This is a genomic window from Chitinophaga sp. CF118 (assembly GCF_900112615.1).
Classification (GTDB): Bacteria; Bacteroidota; Bacteroidia; order Chitinophagales; family Chitinophagaceae; genus Chitinophaga.
This window is the reverse complement of the sequence record NZ_FOMK01000004.1, coordinates 617532-638725: the sequence shown is the minus strand read 5'-3', so window position 1 is coordinate 638725 and position 21194 is coordinate 617532. Positions and strand designations below refer to the sequence as shown.

The window sequence follows — 21194 nt, the reverse complement described above, 5'->3', positions numbered from 1 at the left end:
TAGGAGAAAATACCTTAATCTCTTGTCAGAATATCCTTAAGTGTCTTGGTTTCCAGTATTTTAAGTGAGGCATCACGTACTTTGCCCATTACATCATTCAATCCGCAAACGGCCTCATCCCGGCAATTTTCGCAACGTTCGTAATAATTTAAACTGACGCAGGGTAATAGAGCTATAGCTCCGTCCAGTAAACGGATGATCTTAGCCAGTGGGATTTCCTTTGGCGGTTTCAGCAGGTAGTAACCACCTCCTTTACCCTTTTTACTACCTAATATGCCTGCATTTTTTAATTCCAGGAGAATATTTTCCAGAAATTTAATGGAGATACTTTTTTCCTGAGCAATTTCTGAAATCAGAATAGGTCCTTTATCCGCATTTTCGGCCAGGTGTATGAGCGCATGAAAAGCGTATTGTGTTTTTTTAGACAACATATCGAATGATTTGCATCCCTCCCAGAAGTTTTATAACAAGGTGAAGATTACGCAAAGATAACGGCTTTTTACATCATGCACTTACTTACTGTTTTCACAGGCTTAGTACATCCTTCATGCCGAAGATGCCTTTTTTATCTTTGAGCCACTCTGCAGCTATTACTGCACCGGAGGCAAAGCCTTCCCGGGAGTGTGCGGTATGGGTGATCGTAATATCGTCAATATCAGAAGTATACGTAATGATATGGGTGCCAGGAGCCGGATCTATCCTTTTAGAGAGGATTGGCAGTTCTGCCGATTTTATAGTTTCGGCGTTCACCCACTGTGTTTTACGATGCACTTTATCCATGATTTGTTCCGCCAGTGTGATAGCGGTACCGCTGGGGGCATCTTTTTTCTGTGTATGATGAATTTCTTCCATCATCACATCATATTGATTTTGTCCGGCCATCAGTTCTGCCAGGCGTTTATTGATCTCAAAGAAGATATTTACACCTACGCTAAAGTTGCTGGCATATAAAAATGCCTGGTGTTTTTCCAGGCATACTGCTTTTAAAGCCGGTAATTTCTCCAGCCAGCCTGTGCTACCGCATACTACGGGTACATTTGCTTCAAAACACTTTAATATATTAGTGTACGCAGTTTCCGGTCCGGTAAATTCAATAGCTACATCTGCCTCAGCTTCCTGCAGGTGTTTTTTTTCCAGCAGATTCTGACTGTTGACACGGAGTACAATTTCATGACCTTTGGCAATAGCTATTGTTTCTATAGCCTTCCCCATTTTCCCATAACCGATAAGCGCTATTTTCATAATATATTGAGTGTGTGAGTTATTTGTTACTATCAATTGCCAATGGCCAGGCTGTTGGAGAATTTCTTCTTTCCGCCAATACTTATACGTAAACTCAGCCCCAGGGCTCTGTTATCTATAACGGTAGGTACGATTTTCATACTCAGATCGTCCGACATGTCGAAGGTACGGAGGTGAGCGAATACGGTAGCATCTAAGATATTGAGTCCGTAGGCCAGTGTAAATACGAGTACGGAATAATCCACCCACTCCCGGTATTGGTCCCGTATTAATTTCAATGTGCTGGCGTTTTGGTACAGACCTGCGAATTCATCAACAGTATCAGCGTTGCCATCCATTCTTATACGGTAGGCATTGCGATACCTCCGGTATTCACTCATATTGTCGATGAAAGTATATGTAGTGATACCAAGCGCAGCATAAACAAGTGGGATTTTCCAGTATTGATGGTTGTATGCCTGTCCCAGACCAGGTAACACGGCAGAGAAAAGTGCAGCTTTACGTGGGCTGTGCACTGATTCCGGTACAGGGGCTACGGAATCTTTTTTAATGAAGAGCGTAGCACTGTCTTTCCGGTTGTCGGGCTGTTGTGTTCTCAGATATGCAGCTTTGGTGCTGTCCTGCGCCAGGAGGGTACCCGGAATCAGGCATGGCAAGAGCATAGCAAGGAAACAAATGCGTAGTAAGTTTAAAAGTATATTCCCGGACTTTTTAGCCACCGTATAAATCTATTTTTTCTAATATGCTATCAAGTTCTTCATCAGAATAGAACTCGATTGTAACACTGCCCTTACCAGTTTTGCCTCTGTCCAGTTTTACTTTGGTAGAGAAGTGGGTAGCCAGGTGATCTTCTATTTTCTGATATGCCGGTGGCAATGTCGGTTTTACAGGCTTTTTAACATTGCCTTTCTCTATGTAACTTGTTTTGCGCACCAGTTCTTCCGTTTGGCGAACGGAAAGACCATTTTGAACAATTTCATTAAAAATGTACAGCTGTTTCTCTATATTTTCCACTGCAATCAGTGCTCTGGCATGTCCCATGCTGATTTGCCCGTTCCTTACAGCCACCTGTACATCTGGTGGTAATTTTAAAAGACGTATATAGTTTGTAACGGTACTTCTTTCTTTTCCCATCCTGTCTGCCACTTGTTCCTGCGTAAATACGCATTCGTCCATCAGTCTTTTATAACTCAGACCAATTTCTATGGCATTCAGATTTTCACGTTGCAGGTTTTCCAGCAGGGCCAGTTCCAGGAGTTCCTGGTCATTTGCCTGGCGGATGTAAGCTGGAATGTCTTTCAAACCAGCCATCCTGCTCGCACGTAAGCGTCTTTCACCCGCTATGAGCTGATATTTTTTGGGTCCCACTCTGGACACGGTAATAGGTTGTATTACATCGTGCAGAGAGATGGAATTACTCAATTCCTGTAAAGCCTTCTCATCAAAGTCCCGGCGTGGCTGCTTTGGATTTACATCCACCTGATCCAGTGGAATACGTTCAATACCAGTAGCCTGAGCAACTACCTGTTCGCCAAGCGCACTGGTAGTTTGTTTCAGATCAGTATCAATATTTTGCAGCAGCGAGCGGATACCTTTCCCCAGCGCCTCTTTTTTATTAGGATTGCCCTTACTCGGATTGCTCATCGTTAATTGCTAATATTTTATCGTCCTGGTTAATACGGGTGAAGTTATTGTTTTGCAGTATTTCCTTTGCCAGGTTCAGGTAGTTAATAGCTCCTGTACTGGCAGCATCATACATTATCACAGACTTACCAAAGCTGGGAGCTTCACCCAGTTTGGTGTTACGGTGAATGATGGTGTTGAATACGCTTTCTTCAAAATGCTGTTTTACCTCGTCTACTACCTGGTTGCTCAGGCGTAAGCGGCCATCATACATAGTCATTAATATACCTTCTATTTCCAGGGAGGTATTTAAACGGCTTTGTACTATCTTAATGGTATTCAGTAACTTACCTAAACCTTCCAATGCGAAGAATTCACATTGTACGGGTATGATCACCGAATCAGATGCCACCAGGGCATTTACTGTGATCAGGCCCAGGGAAGGAGAGCAGTCAACTATAACAAAATCATAGTCATTTTTAATAGCGTCGATCACCTGCTTCATTACCTGTTCCCTGTTTGGGTGGTTAATGAGCTCCAGTTCTGCACCTACCAGGTCAATATGAGAAGGTAATACTTTCAAATTAGGGGTATCTGATTCAAGTACCACATCTTTTGCAAGCACATCATTCACCATACAATCATATAAGCTCTGCTGTATATGACGCAGATCAAAACCCAGACCGGTAGTGCTGTTTGCCTGTGGGTCGGCATCTACCAGTAACGTTTTATATTCCAGCACAGCCAGACTGCTTGCCAGGTTAATAGCACTGGTGGTTTTTCCTACCCCCCCTTTCTGATTAGCGATTGCGATTACTCTTGCCATTTGTGATTAGGTATTTCTTAGGTTTACTATAGGATAATAAAAAGATTATGGTACACCGACAACAGTCTGTTAACCATGTAATATATACTATTCTTACAAATCAATACTGCTTCCTATTGCCGGTAACAACAACTCTAAGCCTGCATTGGCAAATTGCCGTGTCACATCCTCTTTATCTATCTTAATATAACCAAATGTATCGTAATGAACTCCTATAATGCGTTTACATTTAATAAACTCTGCTGCCACGATGGCATCATCTGCTCCCATTGTAAAATTATCTCCTATTGGCAAAACCGCAAAGTCCAGTTTTGCAAAACGTGGAATTAACTGCATATCCAGGGTCAGCGCGGTATCTCCTGCAAAGTAGAAATTACCTTCGTCCGTAGTGAATACGAAACCTAAAGGATTTCCGCCATATGAACCATCAGCCAGACCGCCTGAGTGATGAGCAGTTACACATTTTACCGTACCAAAATCAAATGCCCACTTTCCACCTGTATTCATGGGATGCACTTTTTCAAGCCCCTGTTTACCCGCCCATACTGTAATTTCGTAAGCCCCTACAATAGTGGCATTTGTACGTCTGGCCAGGGTAACAAGATCCGCTATATGATCATCATGTCCATGTGAAATAAAGATATAATCAGCTTCTATCTTATTGATATCTATTGATTTAGCTAGTTCGTTATGGGTAATGAAAGGATCAAAAACAATCTTTTTCCCCTTAATCTCTACTGCAAAGCTGGAATGACCGTAAAAAGTGAATTTCATATATTCAGTATCTTTGCCAATATATTAATTATCAATAAACTAAGCTTCACCGCCTGCAAATCAGATACCACTTTTTTGACAACAGATTATATTAATTGCAATAACCCAAGTCCGACAAAAGTACAACGATTAGGTAAAAATAAGGTGTGGGGGTATATTTATTTATTCACAACAGAAGAAGTACGCAATTGTTAATTTGTTAATAATTAAATAGTTAGTGGTATTTCTCTATGTAAACGAAAAAATGTCGCACAAAGGTACAATATTGGTATCCATAAATCGTCATCACAATCATGCTGACTTTAGTAATAAAACATACAGCTCAAATATAAAACCATGCGCACGGGATTTAATACGATTATTCTGGTAATAATATTGCTTTTACTGGATATTTATGTTTTCATGGCCGTAAGGGCAATTGTCGGTACCTCCTCAGATCGTACACGTGCAATAGTGTTTGGAATCTACTGGAGCATCTCTGCCATGGTGCTGTCTACCATTCTGTTACTGCCTTATCTGCACTGGCAGGAGTGGCCCATTAATCTCCGTTCATTTGTACTTACTGTTATATTCGCACTGGTATTTGCCAAATTGCTGGTAGCTGTATTCATGCTTCTGGATGACATAAGGAGAGGAGTACAATGGATCATCAGTAAGTTCTCTTCCAATAGTCCTGCACAGGATATCAGTAACATTACCCGTTCTAAATTCCTTACCCAGGTAGCCCTTTTGATGGGAGGAGGTGTATTTGCTACCATATTATACGGCATTAGCAATCGTTACAAATATCAGGTACATAAGATTAAGCTGTCGTTCAGTAACCTGCCCCCGGCTTTCAAAGGATTAAGAATCGTTCAAATCTCTGATATCCATTCCGGAAGTTTAAGCAACATGAAAGGGGTTGCTAAAGGAATCGCCATGATTAAAGCCCAGAAGGCGGATCTGATATTGTTCACCGGCGATCTTGTAAATGACAGGGCCAAAGAAATGGAACCCCACATGGAACTTTTCAGCCAGATAAAAGCACCAATGGGGGTGTATTCCACCCTGGGTAATCACGACTATGGCGATTATTTTGCCTGGCCGGACAAAGATGCGAATGGTTATAGTGTGCAACGTGCAGAGAATCTTGAAAAAGTAAAGGCCGTACATGGAGAACTGGGCTGGCGTTTACTAATGAATGAACATATTACCCTGGAACGCGGCGGACAGCAAATAGGATTGCTGGGTATTGAAAACTGGAGTGCTATGAGCCGTTTTCCTAAATATGGCGATATGAAAAAAGCACATGAGGGAACCTCCCACCTGCCCTTTAAAATATTATTGTCGCATGACCCTACCCATTGGGATGCGCAGGTAAGAACAGAATATCCTGATATTGACCTTACCCTGGCGGGGCATACCCACGGTATGCAGTTTGGTGTGGAAATACCTGGTTTCAAATGGAGCCCTGCCCAGTATATCTATAAGGAATGGGCTGGTCTATATAAAGAAGGAAACCAGCGCCTATATGTAAACAGAGGGTTTGGCTTTCTCGGATATCCGGGCCGGGTGGGTATTTTGCCAGAAATTACTGTAATAGACCTGGTATAAGTAAACATCAAACTTTTCTCTTATCTTGCGGGCATAAAATTAAATGCTCCGTGCATGCGCCGCTGCTTTTGTTTTGTCTTATTTCTGTTGTGTAGTCAGGCTGTTATGAGCCAGTCCCTTGCCGAACTTGAAAAGCAACTGGATTCCCTGTTGAGAAAACAGGAGAAAAGTGAATTCATGGTTGGGCTGGGATATGGTAATAATCCTGCCTATAGCAGCAAAAAGGTTGCCGATTATGATAGAACTATTGAGATGAAAACATTCATTTCTCCAACAATAGGGTATTATCATAAAAGTGGGCTATATGCGAGTGCAAGTACCTATTACCTATTTGATGCCATTGGCACACCCTGGTTTGAATGGGACTTCAGCGCAGGATATGACTATACGAAAGACAGGCGTTTTCTTACCGGGATCTCTTACACGAAATATATCTTTCCGGATTCTTCAGATGTTCCTGCCACACCAATCAACAACGAATTATTTGCGTATTTCTATTACCGCGACTGGTGGGTTCAACCCGGTATCAGCATTGACCTTGGCTGGGGAAAAGTAGATGAAAAAATAGGTCCCGCTACCCATAGTATTTCCGGGAACGATTTTAATATCGTAGCTGCCGTTCGCCATCCATTTGTTTTTGCAGATGTATTAAAACGCGACGATGCAATACTCTTAACTCCCTCTTTCGGACTCACCATGGGTACCGCCAATTATTACAGTAACCTCAAGGCTTTTCAATATGTATCCCGTTCACCCAAACTAAAATGGGAAGACCGTGAGCGTCCACGGGAAAGGGGCGATTTGCTGGGCACCACCAGTAGTACTAATACCGGCTTTGAAGTCCGTGCACTGGACTTTACACTGAACCTTTCTTATGTAATGGGCAAATTTACCATCTCTCCTTCTTATACCGTTTTCAGACCTTTTCAGGGTGAAGACAAAAGTTTGATGGGATACTTTACCGCACGTGTAGGCTTCTCCCTAAAATAATTATCTCACAATTACGTTGGCATATATGTAAATAAACTTAGCATAGAATTTGATATAATACGTATCGTACAAAAAACGCTATATGAAAAAACTGTTTTTCGCAATCACAGTGCTCAGTGTAACTGCATTTTCTACTGTTAGTGCCCAAAGCAAATTTTTAAGGTTCGGTTTAAAAGGAGGTGCAAACCTGGGTAAATTAGATGGTAAAGGTTATAAAGATGGCTTTAACCTTGGATACCATCTGGGTGCTTTTGCACAGATTAATCTTACAAAAGGTTTTGGGGTACAGGGAGAATTGATCTTTTCATCTACCCAAACCAAAACAACAAGCGACTTTGGACAGATCTATAATCCGGATAATCTAAACAATCCTGAAAACGAAGACAAAAAGATCAAACTGAATTATCTCAGTATTCCCATCCTTGCCAATATATCCCTGGGTTCTCCACGTGTTAAATTACAGCTCGGACCTCAGTTCAGTGCATTGGTAAGTAATAGAAATGTATTCAAAGGAGCAGATGATGCATTCAATGGCGGAGATATTTCAGGTGTTGCTGGTTTATGGTTGCAATTGCCTATCGTGAACATCAGCGCCCGTTACATAGTTGGTTTTACTGACGTAAGAAGTGTACAAGACGTATCTAACACGGGGAACTGGAAAAACCAGGCGATCCAGTTGGGTGTAGGTGTAACATTATAGTATTTCTTTTATAATAACAGGAAGCGTCCCGGCATTTTGACCGGGACGCTTTTTTTTATAGACAGATAATTATTACGTATATACAAATGGCATTAAACTTGACAATATACCTATGCTTATAAATAAAAGGAAAATAAAGACCATAGGCTGACAAATTGGCCACTTTCCGAATTAAACTATGCAGATGAACAGATTTTATTTGAACAATTCTGAAGAAGAGATGGAATTCATGCCAATCATCCCTTTAAATGAAGACGGTGATGGGCAGGAAGATGATAAAATACCTGATGAACTGGCCCTTTTACCTCTGAGAAATACTGTACTTTTTCCCGGCGTGGTATTGCCAATAACCGTTGGTAGAGATAAATCAATAAAAGCGGTAAATGATGCCTACAGAAGTGATAAACTGATAGGTGTTGTGGCACAGAAAGACAGTACAATAGAGGATCCCAATATAGTAGACCTGGCAGATGTAGGTACGGTAGCCCGTATTGTGAAGCTGATCAAAATGCCGGACGGCGGCACTACTATTATTATACAGGGACGTAAAAGGTTTAAGATCAGTGAGATTGCTTCCGAAGATCCTTATTTCAAAGCCCGCATTGAAGTACTGAACGATGAAATAGTAACAGATGATCCGGAATTTGATGCGTATATCTCGTCTATCAAAGACCTGGCAGGGCAGATTATTCAGTTGTCGCCAAACCTCCCTTCTGAAGCCAGTATCATCCTCAAGAATATTGAAAACGCTTCTTTCCTGGTACATTTCGTTTCTTCCAACCTTAACTGCGATCTGAAGGAAAAACAACAATTGCTGGAAATCAATAATCTGCGCACACGTGCAGAACTGTTGTTGAAATTATTGCAGGTAGAATTACAGCTGGCAGAACTGAAGAACAAGATCACCAACAAAACGAAGGCAGACCTTGATAAACAACAGCGGGAATATTTTTTACAGCAACAGCTGAAATCCATTAAGGAAGAACTGGGTGGCGATTCTAACGACCGTGAGGTAAAAGAATTACAGCGTAAAGCTGAAAAGAAAGTGTGGACGGAAGCCGCTGCAGAACTGTTCAGAAAAGGAATTGAGAAGCTGGAACGGATGCATCCCAGCACTCCCGACTATTCTGTGGTATATAACCACCTGGATCTGATGCTGGACCTGCCCTGGCAGGATTACACGCAGGACAGCTATGATTTGAAAAAGGCCAAAAAGATCCTTGATAATGATCATTATGGCATGGATAAGATCAAGGAAAGGATCCTGGAATATCTGGCTGTACTAAAACTGAAAGGTGATATGAAATCGCCGATTCTTTGTTTTGTAGGCCCTCCGGGTATTGGTAAAACATCTCTCGGACGTTCCATTGCCAGTGCTATTGGTCGTAAATATGTACGTCTGAGCCTGGGTGGTTTACATGATGAAAGTGAAATCAGGGGACACCGCAAAACATATATCGGGGCAATGCCCGGCCGTGTGCTGCAATCCATCCGTAAGGTAAAAACGTCCAATCCGGTAATGATCCTGGATGAGATAGACAAAATAGGAAGTGATCAGCGGGGAGATCCTAGTTCTGCCATGCTGGAAGTTCTTGATCCTGAACAGAATGGTACCTTCTATGATAATTACCTTGAACTGGAATATGACCTGAGCAAGGTATTATTCATTGCTACCGCCAATAATATCAATGCCATCAACCCGGCTCTGCGCGACAGGCTGGAAATCATTGATCTGAGTGGCTACTCTATAGAAGAGAAAGCAGAAATCGCCAAGCGTCATCTTGTACCAAAGCAAAAGGATGCACATGGGCTGAAATCGCTGAAAATGAAGATCAGCAATAGTGTGATGGAAAGCATCATTCAGGACTATACCCGTGAAAGCGGTGTACGTGAGCTGGATCGTCAGCTGGCTTCTATTATGCGTTCTCTTGCAAAAGACGTGGCACTGGAAGAAGATGTACCGGATACCCTGACGGAAGAACATGTAGAGAAAATATTAGGCAAACCCCGTTATTCCAACGAAATATATAAAGTGGGTAATCCCGCAGGTGTAGCCGTAGGTTTGGCCTGGACATATGTAGGAGGGGATATCCTTTTTATAGAAAGTAGTCTCAGTGAAGGTAAGGGTGATCTGAAGCTGACTGGTAACCTGGGTAATGTAATGAAGGAATCTGCAACCACAGCTCTGAGTTACCTGCAGGCAAACGCAGCGGAATTCAATATTGACCCTAAATTGATGTACCAGCGTAATGTACATGTACACGTACCGGAAGGGGCAGTACCGAAAGATGGTCCGAGTGCAGGGATTACCATGCTCACAGCACTTACTTCCGTATTTACCGGCAGAAAGGTGAGATCCTATCTGGCAATGACAGGAGAAATAACCTTGCGCGGACAGGTGTTGCCGGTTGGCGGGATCAAGGAGAAGATTCTGGCTGCCAAAAGGGCGGGGATCAGAGAAATTATCCTTTGCTGGCAGAATGAAAAAGATATTAAGGAAATTAATCCGGAACATATTAAAGGATTAAAGTTCCATTTTGTAAAAGAAATGAACCAAGTGATCGATATAGCGTTATTAAAGAAGTAACTCTTCATGCAGGTTATTACAGTTGGCCTGCATTGAATGTTTATGTTGATTGTTTTAAGGGTTTTATAAAGCCATTCTGCTTTCAGGCAGAGTGGCTTTATTATTTACGACATTATTAATTAGTTTTATGTCTTCATGCGGAAGATAAAAAGCTTATTCCTGTGCCTGTTTTTATATTTCCAGCCTGCTACCGCCCAGGTACTGGGAGGAAAAAGTGTATTCTCTTTTCTTGATCTTCCTGTAGCCCCGCAACTGGCTGCACTGGGGAATATAAATGTTAGTCAGCAGAATAATGATATTGCGCTATCTGCTTTAAATCCTGCTTTGCTGAGAGAAAGTATGCATCAGCATCTGGAAATGAATTATACCAATTATTTTGCCGATGTACAATATGTACATTGCCTGTATGGTTATTATTCCAGCCGTTTACAAACAGTTTTTGCCGGCAGTGTGCAGTATGTTAATTATGGCACCGTAACACAAACGGATGCTGCCGGTAATATCCAGGGCACATTCAAACCCAGGGATATGTCTCTTCAACTGACCCTTTCCCGGCAATACCTGGAGAGGTGGCACTATGGAATCACGTTACAGTTTATACAATCAAATTATCAGCAATATCATTCCACGGGGTTGGGCGTAAATGTTGGCCTTACTTACCAGGATACCGCACATAAATGGCAGGCGGGATTTGTGGCCCGGAACATGGGAGCACAGTTAACAGCTTATGCAGGTACTAAGGAGCCGTTACCATTTGATTTGCAAATAGGGATTTCCAAAAAACTGGAACATATTCCGTTACAGTTATCCGCTACCCTGCATCATATTTACCAGTTTGATGTACGTTATTCAGATCCCGGTTTTGAAGAGGGGAGTATTATTACAAATGGGGACACAACTAATACAGGTAATAAAACTGCCGACAAGATTTTCCGGCATTTTGTGCTGGCAGCACAGTGGGAAATAGGTCGTTATGTAGAGATCACGGCAGGGTATAATCATTTACGGCGTCAGGAATTATCGACGCCACAGCAAAGAGGACTTAGCGGATTCTCTGCCGGTATTGGCATTGTTACACGCAAGTTGCAGCTGCGCTATACCCGTTCATGGTATCAGCGCAGCGCAGCTCTGAATCAGCTGGGAATAAATATACCACTGAAGGAGTGGGGAGTATTCTGATTAATGTACCAGTTCCCGTTTATATAACTGGATTGTATTTTCCAGCCCCAGGTAAATAGCATCACATACAAGCGCATGTCCAATGGATACTTCTTTCAACTGAGGAATAGCCAGTTTGAAAAAGCGCAGGTTTTCCAGGTTCAGATCATGTCCTGCATTCAGGTCAAGTCCTATAGCGGTGGCCGCTTCTGCAGTGTTTTTATAGTTATTGAACAGTGCCAGGTTTTGCAGCTGGGTGCGGGCTTTGGCATATTCTTCTGCATAAGGTCCGGTATATAATTCTATACGGTCTGCCCCGGCAGTTTTAGCACCTTCCACTTTATTAACTTCGGCATTCAGGAAAATGGATACTCTGATTCCTGCGGCTTTCAGTGTACTGATTACTTCTTTCAGAAAAGACTGATTTTTTATAGTATCCCAGCCGGTATTGGAAGTAATGGCATCTGGCGGGTCTGGCACGAGTGTGCACTGGTGTGGTTTTACATCCAGCACCAGGTCCATAAAATCGCGGGAAGGATATCCTTCTATATTAAATTCTGTAGTTACCAGCGGTTTAAGATCTCTTACGTCCTGGTAGCGGATATGACGTTCATCCGGGCGGGGATGTACGGTAATCCCGTCTGCACCAAAACGTTCACAATCCTGTGCTACTTTGAGTATATCTGGCATATTACCACCCCTTGCATTGCGAAGGGTAGCAAACTTGTTAATATTTACGCTAAGCTTGGTCATGCTGCAAAATTAAAGAAAAAAAGGGTGTTCTGTTTTTAGCAGAACACCCTTTTCCTTTCTATTTTTTTGTACGACTAGTACCTGTAGTAATCAGGTTTGTAAGGACCTACCACTGGGATATTCAGGTAAGCTGATTGAGCTGGAGTCAGCTCATCCAGTTCTACGCCTACTTTTTTCAGGTGCAGACGGGCTACTTTTTCATCCAGGTGTTTAGGCAGTACATATACTTTGTTTTCGTATTTGCTGGTATTGATCCACAGTTCCAGCTGAGCCATTACCTGGTTTGTAAATGAGTTACTCATTACAAATGAAGGATGACCATTGGCACAACCAAGGTTTACCAGGCGGCCTTCAGCCAGCAGGATGATATCTTTACCATCAATGGTATATTTATCTACCTGTGGTTTGATTTCCACTTTGGTATTACCGTAGTTTTTGTTCAACCAGGCAACATCTATTTCAATGTCAAAGTGACCGATGTTAGATACGATACATTTATCCTTCATTGATTTGAAATGATCACCGATGATGATATCGCGACAACCTGTGGTGGTAACGATAATATCGGCTTCTTTCACTGCATCAGCCATTTTCTTCACTTCATAGCCTTCCATAGCAGCCTGCAGCGCACAGATAGGATCTATTTCAGTAACGATTACACGGGCACCAGCACCTCTCAGAGATTCTGCAGAACCTTTACCAACATCACCAAAACCAGCAACAACTGCTACTTTACCGGCAATCATTACATCGGTAGCACGACGGATCGCATCTACACATGATTCACGGCAACCGTATTTGTTATCAAATTTAGATTTAGTAACAGAGTCGTTGATATTGATAGCAGGGATTGGTAAAGTACCATGCTGCATGCGCTCGTAAAGACGGTGTACACCGGTAGTGGTTTCTTCACTCAAGCCTTTAACGTGCTGGATCAGTTCAGGATATTTATCAAATACCATGTTGGTCAGGTCACCACCATCATCCAGGATCATGTTCAGCGGACGGTCAGCACCACCGAAGAACAGGGTTTGTTCAATACACCAGTCAAATTCCTTCTCGTTCAAACCTTTCCAGGCAAACACGGGAACACCTGCAGCAGCGATAGCAGCAGCAGCATGATCCTGGGTAGAGAAGATATTACAAGAGCTCCAGCGTACTTCTGCACCCAGATGTACCAGAGTTTCTATTAATACGGCAGTCTGGATGGTCATATGTAAGCAACCGGCAATGCGGGCACCCTGTAATGGCTTGGTAGCACCATATTCCTCTCTGAGGGACATCAAACCTGGCATTTCTGCTTCTGCCAGTTCTATTTCTTTACGTCCCCATTCTGCCAGAGACATGTCCTTTACCTTATATGCAAGGTTAAAGTCAATGTTAGAGTTAGCTATTGTCGACATTATTACTTGTTTTGTGCAAATCTACCTTTATTTTATGGCTTCTGACAATGCATTTGTTCTTTTTTTGGATGTTCAAACAGAACATTTAATTAATCCGACCTTTTTTTCTTCCTTCACCCTGGTTATATCTCAGTTTGCTAATTCTATGTTGCAACACTGTTTTAGCTAATAATTAACATTGTATGTGTAAAAAAAGGCAGCTCACAACCCATTGATAAATACCGGATAATAAAAGTTATCCCCATTCCGTGGATAGACATATTAACAAAATATATAAAATATTTTGACTAGGTGTGAAATATTCGATATGTTTGTATTTCAATATATAGGTGTTGTCTTTGGTGTTGGTGGCAATACAAAATTTGATGGATTGAGCAACTGCTTACGGTGATTGGTACATTTTGGACTAACCATCAAGGATCTGATTCTATGCCTTTTTTAGTATTGAATCAAATTGTTTTCGTAAAAGATTTCATAACCATATTCTCATTATTGGTTAATCAGAGTGAACTGAATCAGATGGATAATAGAAATTTACACGCTTTACTATGCTCAAGCTTCCCCAACCTATGACACGCAATCTCCGTATTGCATCCTATAAAGTATCCAGGGTACTTTACAGGATCGTGATTCCGGTGTTATTGCTACTTATGTGCGGCCAGGTAAACGCGCAGACTGTTAAAGCTGTTATTAATTCAGCCGGAGGTACAAATACTTCTGATGGTATTAAAATTGAAATCTACAGCGACGGAGGTATTAAAGTAACCCGTAACGGGCTGACTGAAAGTTATTCACATACCGACAGTACAATCGGCCTGAGGGCGATGTTCGACTTTAAAAACAACACACATTTTGATGGTGCTAATCTGAAAAGTCCTTCCATCTGTTATATCTCACCTGTATCTGGAACTGGTTCCAGTGCAGATCCTTACCGCGTACAAATCGTAGGCACTATACTGGATAAATACTATGGAGGTGCAGGGCAAACAGGTACAGTTACCTGTATTGTGTCTTATATCCAGAATAGCAATTACTTCTTCATGGATTTTGTTATGCATATGCCCAATATCAGCGGTGGGACATCTGCAATTTTCTATTTATCGGAACAGTCGTTAATGGGTGCTGCTTCAGCAGCAGATCCGGATGAAGTTAGTAAGTGCGGGTATGGTTTTGTGAGTGCAGATGGTAAAACTGTAGGTATATTAAGAGATGTGCCTTGTGCTGGTGCAACTGAAGCTCCCCGGTCTCATGTATACAGAACATATAATCAATTTGATTCCTGGGAAGCGTCTATCCCGGAAAACCGTTTTTATGTAGATGATGATGGTTACTTCCCTGGTAATGTAGTGGCGACTGGAGTGGATGGAAGGGGAAGGTCTCTTGCAGTAATGCACCAGCTTGGGGCACTGTACAGAGATGCATTTAGCCCTGATCCTGTAAATGTCAAAACTTTCCGCGTTTTATCAGGGTATGGTACTACGGCTACAGAGTTTGATGGTATTACTGCTGTTAAAGATTCATTCCCTGTATCCGGATTTTCATATAACAATGGAACAGGACTTTATTCACCGGTAAAAGTACAGTTCACCAGTGCTGCTTTATCTGGAAATGAAGGGAATACAGCAGATGGAGAACAGGTGGCACAGGGACTCACATTAAATGTATCCGGTGGTAAATTAGGAGCACCTACATATGTGCTGGTACAGTATGATGCCAGTGCTTCCTTTGCACATCCTGCAGTATTGAATACCGACTTTAAACTTGTACAGGAAGAAGTACTGATTCCTGCAGGCGATTATACAACTGCTAAAAATATTGCTATTTCCAACCTGCATGTGATCGGAAATGATCAGTTACAGTATAGCCGCTCGCTGCACCTTAAGCTGGCAGGTACCTGTGCTTCATTACTGACTATCAACGGTACATCGGAATGCGATTATACCATTATAGATGATGAACCCCGTTCAATGGTATTGAATATGGATAGCACCCAGATCCTTGAGGGTAATTCAACAAAAGCAAGGATCAAACTGCCTTCAGGGGTAACTTTCCCGGAAGATATTACTGTCACTTTTTCAACATTGGCTAGTTCAACAGTTGGTGATTCTGATTATGTAGTACCTACTTCTATTATTATTCCTGCCAATGCTCCCAGCAGTCCTGATTTTATCATTCAGGGTAAATCAGATAAATGCCTGGAGAATACAGAAAAACTGACACTTAAGTTTCAGGGTACTATATTGGGTATTACCGTAACCGGGCAGTCAGACCTCCTGATCCTGGACAGTACTTACTATAATCCAAACTATTCAAAAATACTGGCCGACTGCGTATCTCCTGATACTGCCCGGCCAGTGCCGGAAGGGTACAGCGGAAAATTAAGTTTCCATCTGCCTCCCGGTGTTACAACTGAGGTGCCTATCAACATCAAAAGTATTGTTGTAGACAACGCGTCTACAGCAGAGGAAGGACTGGACTGGAATCTGGACCTTTATTCCGGCAAAGTATACACCATTCTCGCAGGAACTACTTCTACTGAAGTGACTTTTGATGTAGTTGCAGATAAACTACTGGAAGGGCCTACTCCTGAAGTAATAAAACTGGTGGTAGTTGCACTTGATAACGTAGGGGCTAAACGTTCTTATACTTATGCCGGACCTGATATTCCGATCAGGGATGTGGACTATAATCCTAACATGAAACTGGTGGTAGCACCTGCTACGTTGAAAGAAGGAAAGAGTGGATCACTTACATTAACATTACCCGGCGGTATCTCTGCCGGATATGCTATTCCTGTGAATGTTTCCAGGGGATTGAGTTCAAAAGCTACCACTGCTGATGTAAGCGGATTAACATCTGCTGCTAATGTAACCTTTACAACTACCGGTACTGCTAAAAAAACTGTAACAGTTACAACGCTGACAGCAATACTGGACAATGTTCTGGAGAATGATGAAAATCTGTGGATTGTATTCAAACCAACAGGGTTTGCTACAGATTCGGGTACTGTTATCATCCAGGATTCTACAGGTCTGGTTCCGGGTAACAAGGATATGAATGTTTCACTTGTAACGCCAACACTGAGTGAAGGTAATAATACAGGAATCAAAATCAACTTTGTAAACTCAGCTATCAGTGCAGAAGATCCTATTGCGATTACATTAACACACAATGCTGCATCAATAGCTGCCACCACAGATTATAATCTTGCTTCTTCTACAATAACTTTACCTTCCTTAACAAACAGTTATACCGTTAACAGTGCATTATCTGCTGTTACAGATGGTATCCTGGAAGCGGATGAGGCATTCACATTACAGGCTAGCTCTACAAGTATTCCAGGTCTTAACATTCCATCGTTTGGTGGTACCATCCAGGATGCTACAGGTACGAATCCGGCTAATAAGATTATCACAGTTACTCCGAGTACCACAATAATGAATGAAGGTGGTACCAGCTACAGCTTTACTTACAGTCTGCCTGCAGGTATTACCACAGAAGTGCCGATTGTTATAACGCCATCGCTGATAGCTGCTTCTACAGCATCTGCCGGAGATTATACACTGGATTCTACAACGCTGACATTAGATAAAACAAATAACCACAGTAATACTACCGCTGTAACAATTATAGATGATGGTGTAACAGAAGGTGATGAATCCCTTATCCTGGGTGGTACTGCTGCGTCACCTGCAATTACGGGTGTAGTGGTAAATCAGGGAGCAACTGTTACAATAAAAGATAAGGTAGTATCTACCAGTTTAATTATTACCAGCGATCTTTCAACTATAGTAGAAGGAGGGGCTGGAGCATCCGTTACTATTAAATTGTCCGGAGGCGCCACTACTTCAGTGCCTTTATCAATCACTGCTTCCAGAGGACTTAGTTCAGGTGCTACCAGTGGTTATTCCGGATTACCACAAACAGTTTCGCTGGTAGGTAATTCAATCACTCTTGCGCAAATTTCTGCCAGTGTTGATAATATAGTTGGAGATGATGAAACACTTGTAGTATATATAGATGCTGCAGGATATCCTAAAGATTCCATTACACTGCAAATCAAAGATGCTACTGCTATCTCTAACCGTAAGATCACCTTTACACCGCAGCCCACAACACAGGGCAGCCATGTGCTGGAAGGTAATACATATACTGTAAGAGCTAGTTTCCCTGCAGGTATCTTACCGGCAACTCCGGTGCAGTTATCCGTTACAAGCAGCGTACTTTCTGCTGCAGCCAGCAGCGATTATACGGGTATTCCTGTAGTGGTTACAATCGATCCTTCAATAGGTTACCAGGACTTTACCTTTACTGCGAACACAGATAATTTCCTGGAAAGCGCAGAATTGTTAAGGATTACAGGTACGGTAACAAATATGACGAGTGTCACTACAGATAGTCTGAATGTATTTATTGATGATGCTACAATTCTGGATCCTGCAAAAGCAAAACTTAAGATCACTATTGACTCTACGTCTATTCATAAGGGTAGTTTCTCCAAAGTGACAATAGGTTATGCAGATGCGACAGTTATTTCTACACAGGATTTATCGATCAATGTAGCTCCGGATCCATCTTCTACAGCAGATATCACTAATTATAACGGGATACCAACTGTAGTAACATTACCGAAAGACAGCAACTTTGTTACGTTCTTCCTTAATATACCGGACAACTTCAAAATAGAAGGAACCACCATCTTACAATTTGCAGCAAGTGCTACCGGATATACTGTAGCTCCTATTGCGCCAATCAATATACTAGACAAACCAGGTGCTGCAATAAAGTTGTCTAAACTTACTGATCCGGCAGAACCTGCAACAGATGGTGCATTTGTAGTGAAGTTGCCAATTACTTCTGCAACAGATGTAACGGTTACATTACAGGTAACTTATGCAGGCACCAACATTCAGGCGGTTGCGACAACAGTAGTAATACCAGCCGGACAAGACAGCGTTATTGTTCCAGTTCTTATCCAGGACGATCAGATCATCCAGGGTAACCTCCCATTAACGGTTAAGCTGGTGAAAGCAATTTCGGGCGGAACAAATATGATTGTTGATGCTGCTACAATTACGCTGACAGTAACAGATGATGAATCAGCATCCACAGGACCTAAAGCAATTGCCCGTCAGATCCTGGTAGAGAAAGTAGTTGATGCTACACAGCCTACTATAGAAGGTGCCTTTATGGTACGTTTCAATGATACTACTGTGATAGCAGCACAACCAATATCTGTGAATTATAATATAGGTGGTACTGCCACTGCAGGAACAGATTATGTAGGTCTATCGGGTAATGTGGTTATCCCTGCGGGATCATATGGAACACTTGTTAAAATCATTCCATCCGGAATTACCTATGCAGGTCCAAGTCAGACAGTACAGTTACAACTGAGTTCTGCCAGTTCCACTACACCTGGTGTAGTATGGAGTTTTGTAGCAGTTCCCCAGGCAACACTTACCATCTATAATAACAATATTGATACACCGGCTATAAACCTCTTTACTTCGACCAGTGTTGTTACGGAAGGAGATGAAGTATCGTTTATCGTTAGAGCTACCAAAGCTGCTAAAGCAGATATGCCTATAACCATCGTTGCTACATGCGATGCTTTCAGAACACTTACGCTTGGCGGAGGTGTTGTAAAAGGAGACACGCTCATTGTTACAATGTTGGCAGGACAGAAAGAAAGAACCATCACAGTTAAAATAAATGATAATGATGTAAGTGATGATGATGGATTTATTCAGGTAAGTACTAAAGCTTATGTGAATGGTAGCGGCACACCGGCATATACATTAGGACTGGCCGCTGAAGTGAAGAATGCGGTAATAGATAATGATTCAATGAAGATCTCTTTTGCATCCAGCCGCTATATTGCAAAAGTAGACTTTGACACCGTTGGGCAACCATTACCATTCTTACTCAGGTTGAATCGTCCAAGTTCCCGGATCGTTACATTGTATTATGAATTCTTTACACCGGCAGCAGGAGAATTACCAGCAGGTACATTAGCCGCAGTAGGAGGGAAGGATTATGATAATGCAGTTACACCACTATTAATATTGCCAGGTCAGTCTACTTCAGAAGTACCTGTATTTGTGAACGGGGTTGAGAGGAATAAGATGTTTGGTATGAGACTACTCAGAGCAACAGTCCCTTCAGACCAGCATGTACCTGTAATTGACTCTGTTATTTCAGCCAGTGGTATCATTGAAATATGTATGGATTGTGATGCGGATGGAGATGGTGTACCAGACTATATAGAACGGTTTATTACAGATGGCAGATGGGAGGATAATAATAAGGGTGAGATAAGAGTACATCCGGCTATTTCTCCAAACAATGATGGCCTGGGTAATGATGCATTATACATTGAAAACATTGATAAATTTCCAGATAACGATATCATAATATTTAACCGTTGGGGTGGTACGATATTCACAACGAAAGGATACAATAACGTGACCAACAACTTCAAGGGCAGAGCCAATGCAGGAGGAGGAAAGAATAAGGATGTATTGGATGGTTCTTATTTCTATATCATCCATTATACTGATGGCAGTGGTAATAAAAAACGTTACACCGGATACCTGGTAATAAAAAGATGATGATGACTGGTAAGAAGATATTTTTCATAAAACTGCTTATCGCAATTGCATTTTGTTTGCCTGCACGGGCACAGCAAGAGCCAATTTATTCCCAGTATATGTTTAACGGACTGGTAATAAATCCTGCCTATGCAAGTGTGGATGAATCTGCCAGTCTGACTGTGGTAGGACGTAATCAGTGGGTGGGAATAGATGGTGCGCCAAAAACGGCATCACTATCTTTTTATACACCTATCAAAGAGTCTAAAACCAGTGTTGGGTTTTCGGCCATGAAAGAAACGATCACTATAGATTCAAGAACAGATTTTAATCTTCTTGTTGCACAGAAGGTATCGTTGAATGAAGAATGGACAATGTCTCTGGGATTACAGGCTGGTATGTCCCAATACAAAGAAAACAACAGTCAGCTTTCTACAACAGATCCTGCTTTTGCTGCCAATCAGAGTTACTGGAAAACGAATGTGGGATTTGGCTTTACTTTTTTTACTGAAAGCTTTTACCTGGGATTGTCAGCCCCGGTTTTTAAAAGCTTTGATCTCGGAGGAAAAGTGAATAAAATAGTAACCAAGCCACATTATTATGTGGAGGCCGGTTATGCATTCAGAATAAATGATGATGTACTTTTTAAACCTGTAGTGTTATTAAGAGATGTGAAGGGAAATGGTTTTCAGTATGATGTAAATGCCAGTGTACTGCTGAGAGATATTTTATGGCTGGGAGCTTCCTGGCGTTCAGAAAAAACAGTAACCGGACTGGTGCAGGTAAGGATTACCGGACAGTTTGAACTAGGTTATTCTTATGATACACCTACCTCTTCCAATCTGAAAGGTGCTCAGTCTGTTTCACATGAATTGATGCTGAACTATCGTTTTGGTTGGAGTAGCGATCATGAAGTGAATCCCAGAATTTTCTAATTATAATACCGGATACA

General features: G+C 41.9%; 15 protein-coding genes. 7 read left to right on the top strand and 8 right to left on the bottom strand.

All coding sequences use genetic code 11. The features are described from left to right. Positions 1–14: 14 nt before the first annotated feature. The 6 genes from BM176_RS18815 to BM176_RS18790 all read right to left on the bottom strand — a co-directional run bounded on the left by BM176_RS18815 (position 15) and on the right by BM176_RS18790 (position 4465). Positions 15–431: an RrF2 family transcriptional regulator gene (locus BM176_RS18815; protein ID WP_090105840.1), complete on the bottom strand. Its 417-nt coding sequence runs from the start codon at positions 429–431 to the stop codon at positions 15–17. Between the two features lie 94 nt (positions 432–525). After that, a complete protein-coding gene (gene dapB / locus BM176_RS18810; protein ID WP_090105839.1) occupies positions 526–1242 on the bottom strand; it encodes a 4-hydroxy-tetrahydrodipicolinate reductase in 717 nt (238 codons plus the stop codon). A 32-nt stretch (positions 1243–1274) separates the two neighbouring features. Further along, entirely contained in the window at positions 1275–1904 is a 630-nt protein-coding gene (locus BM176_RS18805) for a DUF5683 domain-containing protein (protein ID WP_090105838.1), read from the bottom strand. A 49-nt stretch (positions 1905–1953) separates the two neighbouring features. Continuing rightward, positions 1954–2886 carry a ParB/RepB/Spo0J family partition protein gene (locus tag BM176_RS18800; RefSeq protein ID WP_090105837.1) on the bottom strand — a complete coding sequence of 311 codons (933 nt, stop codon included), beginning with the start codon at positions 2884–2886 and terminating at the stop codon, positions 1954–1956. After that, a complete protein-coding gene (locus BM176_RS18795) occupies positions 2870–3691 on the bottom strand; it encodes a ParA family protein (RefSeq protein ID WP_090105836.1) in 822 nt (273 codons plus the stop codon). Before BM176_RS18795 ends, BM176_RS18800 begins: the two co-directional genes overlap by 17 nt. 93 nt (positions 3692–3784) lie before the next feature. Continuing rightward, positions 3785–4465, bottom strand: a complete 681-nt coding sequence (locus BM176_RS18790; protein ID WP_090105835.1) for a metal-dependent hydrolase — start codon at positions 4463–4465, stop codon at positions 3785–3787. A 336-nt stretch (positions 4466–4801) separates the two neighbouring features. Here BM176_RS18790 and BM176_RS18780 point away from each other — a divergent pair, with 336 nt between their 5' ends. The 5 genes from BM176_RS18780 to porQ all read left to right on the top strand — a co-directional run bounded on the left by BM176_RS18780 (position 4802) and on the right by porQ (position 11514). Beyond that, the gene (locus BM176_RS18780) at positions 4802–6058 is read left to right on the top strand and encodes a metallophosphoesterase (RefSeq protein ID WP_090105833.1); all 1257 of its coding nucleotides are present in this window, start codon (positions 4802–4804) and stop codon (positions 6056–6058) included. Positions 6059–6163: 105 nt separating this feature from the next. Then, positions 6164–7048 (top strand): hypothetical protein, encoded by an 885-nt coding sequence (locus BM176_RS18775; RefSeq protein ID WP_090105832.1) that lies wholly within the window; start codon positions 6164–6166, stop codon positions 7046–7048. A gap of 82 nt (positions 7049–7130) precedes the next feature. Then, complete coding sequence (locus BM176_RS18770; RefSeq protein ID WP_090105831.1) at positions 7131–7748, top strand: porin family protein; 618 nt, start codon at positions 7131–7133, stop codon at positions 7746–7748. Positions 7749–7932: 184 nt separating this feature from the next. After that, complete coding sequence (lon, locus tag BM176_RS18765; protein WP_090106133.1) at positions 7933–10335, top strand: endopeptidase La; 2403 nt, start codon at positions 7933–7935, stop codon at positions 10333–10335. Between the two features lie 135 nt (positions 10336–10470). Next, a complete protein-coding gene (gene porQ / locus BM176_RS18760; protein WP_090105830.1) occupies positions 10471–11514 on the top strand; it encodes a type IX secretion system protein PorQ in 1044 nt (347 codons plus the stop codon). Here the strand turns inward: porQ and BM176_RS18755 are convergent, their stop codons facing one another. Both BM176_RS18755 and ahcY read right to left on the bottom strand, forming a co-directional pair. Then, the gene (locus BM176_RS18755) at positions 11515–12246 is read right to left on the bottom strand and encodes a pyridoxine 5'-phosphate synthase (RefSeq protein ID WP_090105829.1); all 732 of its coding nucleotides are present in this window, start codon (positions 12244–12246) and stop codon (positions 11515–11517) included. It abuts the gene before it with no gap. A gap of 74 nt (positions 12247–12320) precedes the next feature. Then, positions 12321–13649 carry an adenosylhomocysteinase gene (gene ahcY / locus BM176_RS18750; RefSeq protein ID WP_090105828.1) on the bottom strand — a complete coding sequence of 443 codons (1329 nt, stop codon included), beginning with the start codon at positions 13647–13649 and terminating at the stop codon, positions 12321–12323. A gap of 569 nt (positions 13650–14218) precedes the next feature. Between ahcY and BM176_RS18745 the strand changes: the two genes are divergently transcribed. Together BM176_RS18745 and BM176_RS18740 are read left to right on the top strand one after the other, a co-directional pair. Then, positions 14219–20263 carry a gliding motility-associated C-terminal domain-containing protein gene (locus tag BM176_RS18745; protein WP_177230455.1) on the top strand — a complete coding sequence of 2015 codons (6045 nt, stop codon included), beginning with the start codon at positions 14219–14221 and terminating at the stop codon, positions 20261–20263. After that, positions 20260–21177 carry a PorP/SprF family type IX secretion system membrane protein gene (locus tag BM176_RS18740; protein WP_090105826.1) on the top strand — a complete coding sequence of 306 codons (918 nt, stop codon included), beginning with the start codon at positions 20260–20262 and terminating at the stop codon, positions 21175–21177. The genes BM176_RS18745 and BM176_RS18740 overlap by 4 nt, the downstream gene beginning before the upstream one ends. Positions 21178–21194: the final 17 nt, after the last annotated feature.

Coding starts and splice junctions, on each gene's coding strand:
- BM176_RS18780 (WP_090105833.1), top strand. CDS start 4,802: ATGCGCACGGGATTTAATACGATTATTCTGGTAATAATATTGCTTTTA.
- BM176_RS18745 (WP_177230455.1), top strand. CDS start 14,219: ATGACACGCAATCTCCGTATTGCATCCTATAAAGTATCCAGGGTACTT.
- BM176_RS18795 (WP_090105836.1), bottom strand. CDS start 3,691: ATGGCAAGAGTAATCGCAATCGCTAATCAGAAAGGGGGGGTAGGAAAA.
- BM176_RS18755 (WP_090105829.1), bottom strand. CDS start 12,246: ATGACCAAGCTTAGCGTAAATATTAACAAGTTTGCTACCCTTCGCAAT.
- BM176_RS18805 (WP_090105838.1), bottom strand. CDS start 1,904: ATGCTCTTGCCATGCCTGATTCCGGGTACCCTCCTGGCGCAGGACAGC.
- BM176_RS18790 (WP_090105835.1), bottom strand. CDS start 4,465: ATGAAATTCACTTTTTACGGTCATTCCAGCTTTGCAGTAGAGATTAAG.
- ahcY (WP_090105828.1), bottom strand. CDS start 13,649: ATGTCGACAATAGCTAACTCTAACATTGACTTTAACCTTGCATATAAG.
- BM176_RS18775 (WP_090105832.1), top strand. CDS start 6,164: ATGAGCCAGTCCCTTGCCGAACTTGAAAAGCAACTGGATTCCCTGTTG.
- lon (WP_090106133.1), top strand. CDS start 7,933: ATGAACAGATTTTATTTGAACAATTCTGAAGAAGAGATGGAATTCATG.
- BM176_RS18740 (WP_090105826.1), top strand. CDS start 20,260: ATGATGATGACTGGTAAGAAGATATTTTTCATAAAACTGCTTATCGCA.
- BM176_RS18815 (WP_090105840.1), bottom strand. CDS start 431: ATGTTGTCTAAAAAAACACAATACGCTTTTCATGCGCTCATACACCTG.
- BM176_RS18800 (WP_090105837.1), bottom strand. CDS start 2,886: ATGAGCAATCCGAGTAAGGGCAATCCTAATAAAAAAGAGGCGCTGGGG.
- BM176_RS18770 (WP_090105831.1), top strand. CDS start 7,131: ATGAAAAAACTGTTTTTCGCAATCACAGTGCTCAGTGTAACTGCATTT.
- porQ (WP_090105830.1), top strand. CDS start 10,471: ATGCGGAAGATAAAAAGCTTATTCCTGTGCCTGTTTTTATATTTCCAG.
- dapB (WP_090105839.1), bottom strand. CDS start 1,242: ATGAAAATAGCGCTTATCGGTTATGGGAAAATGGGGAAGGCTATAGAA.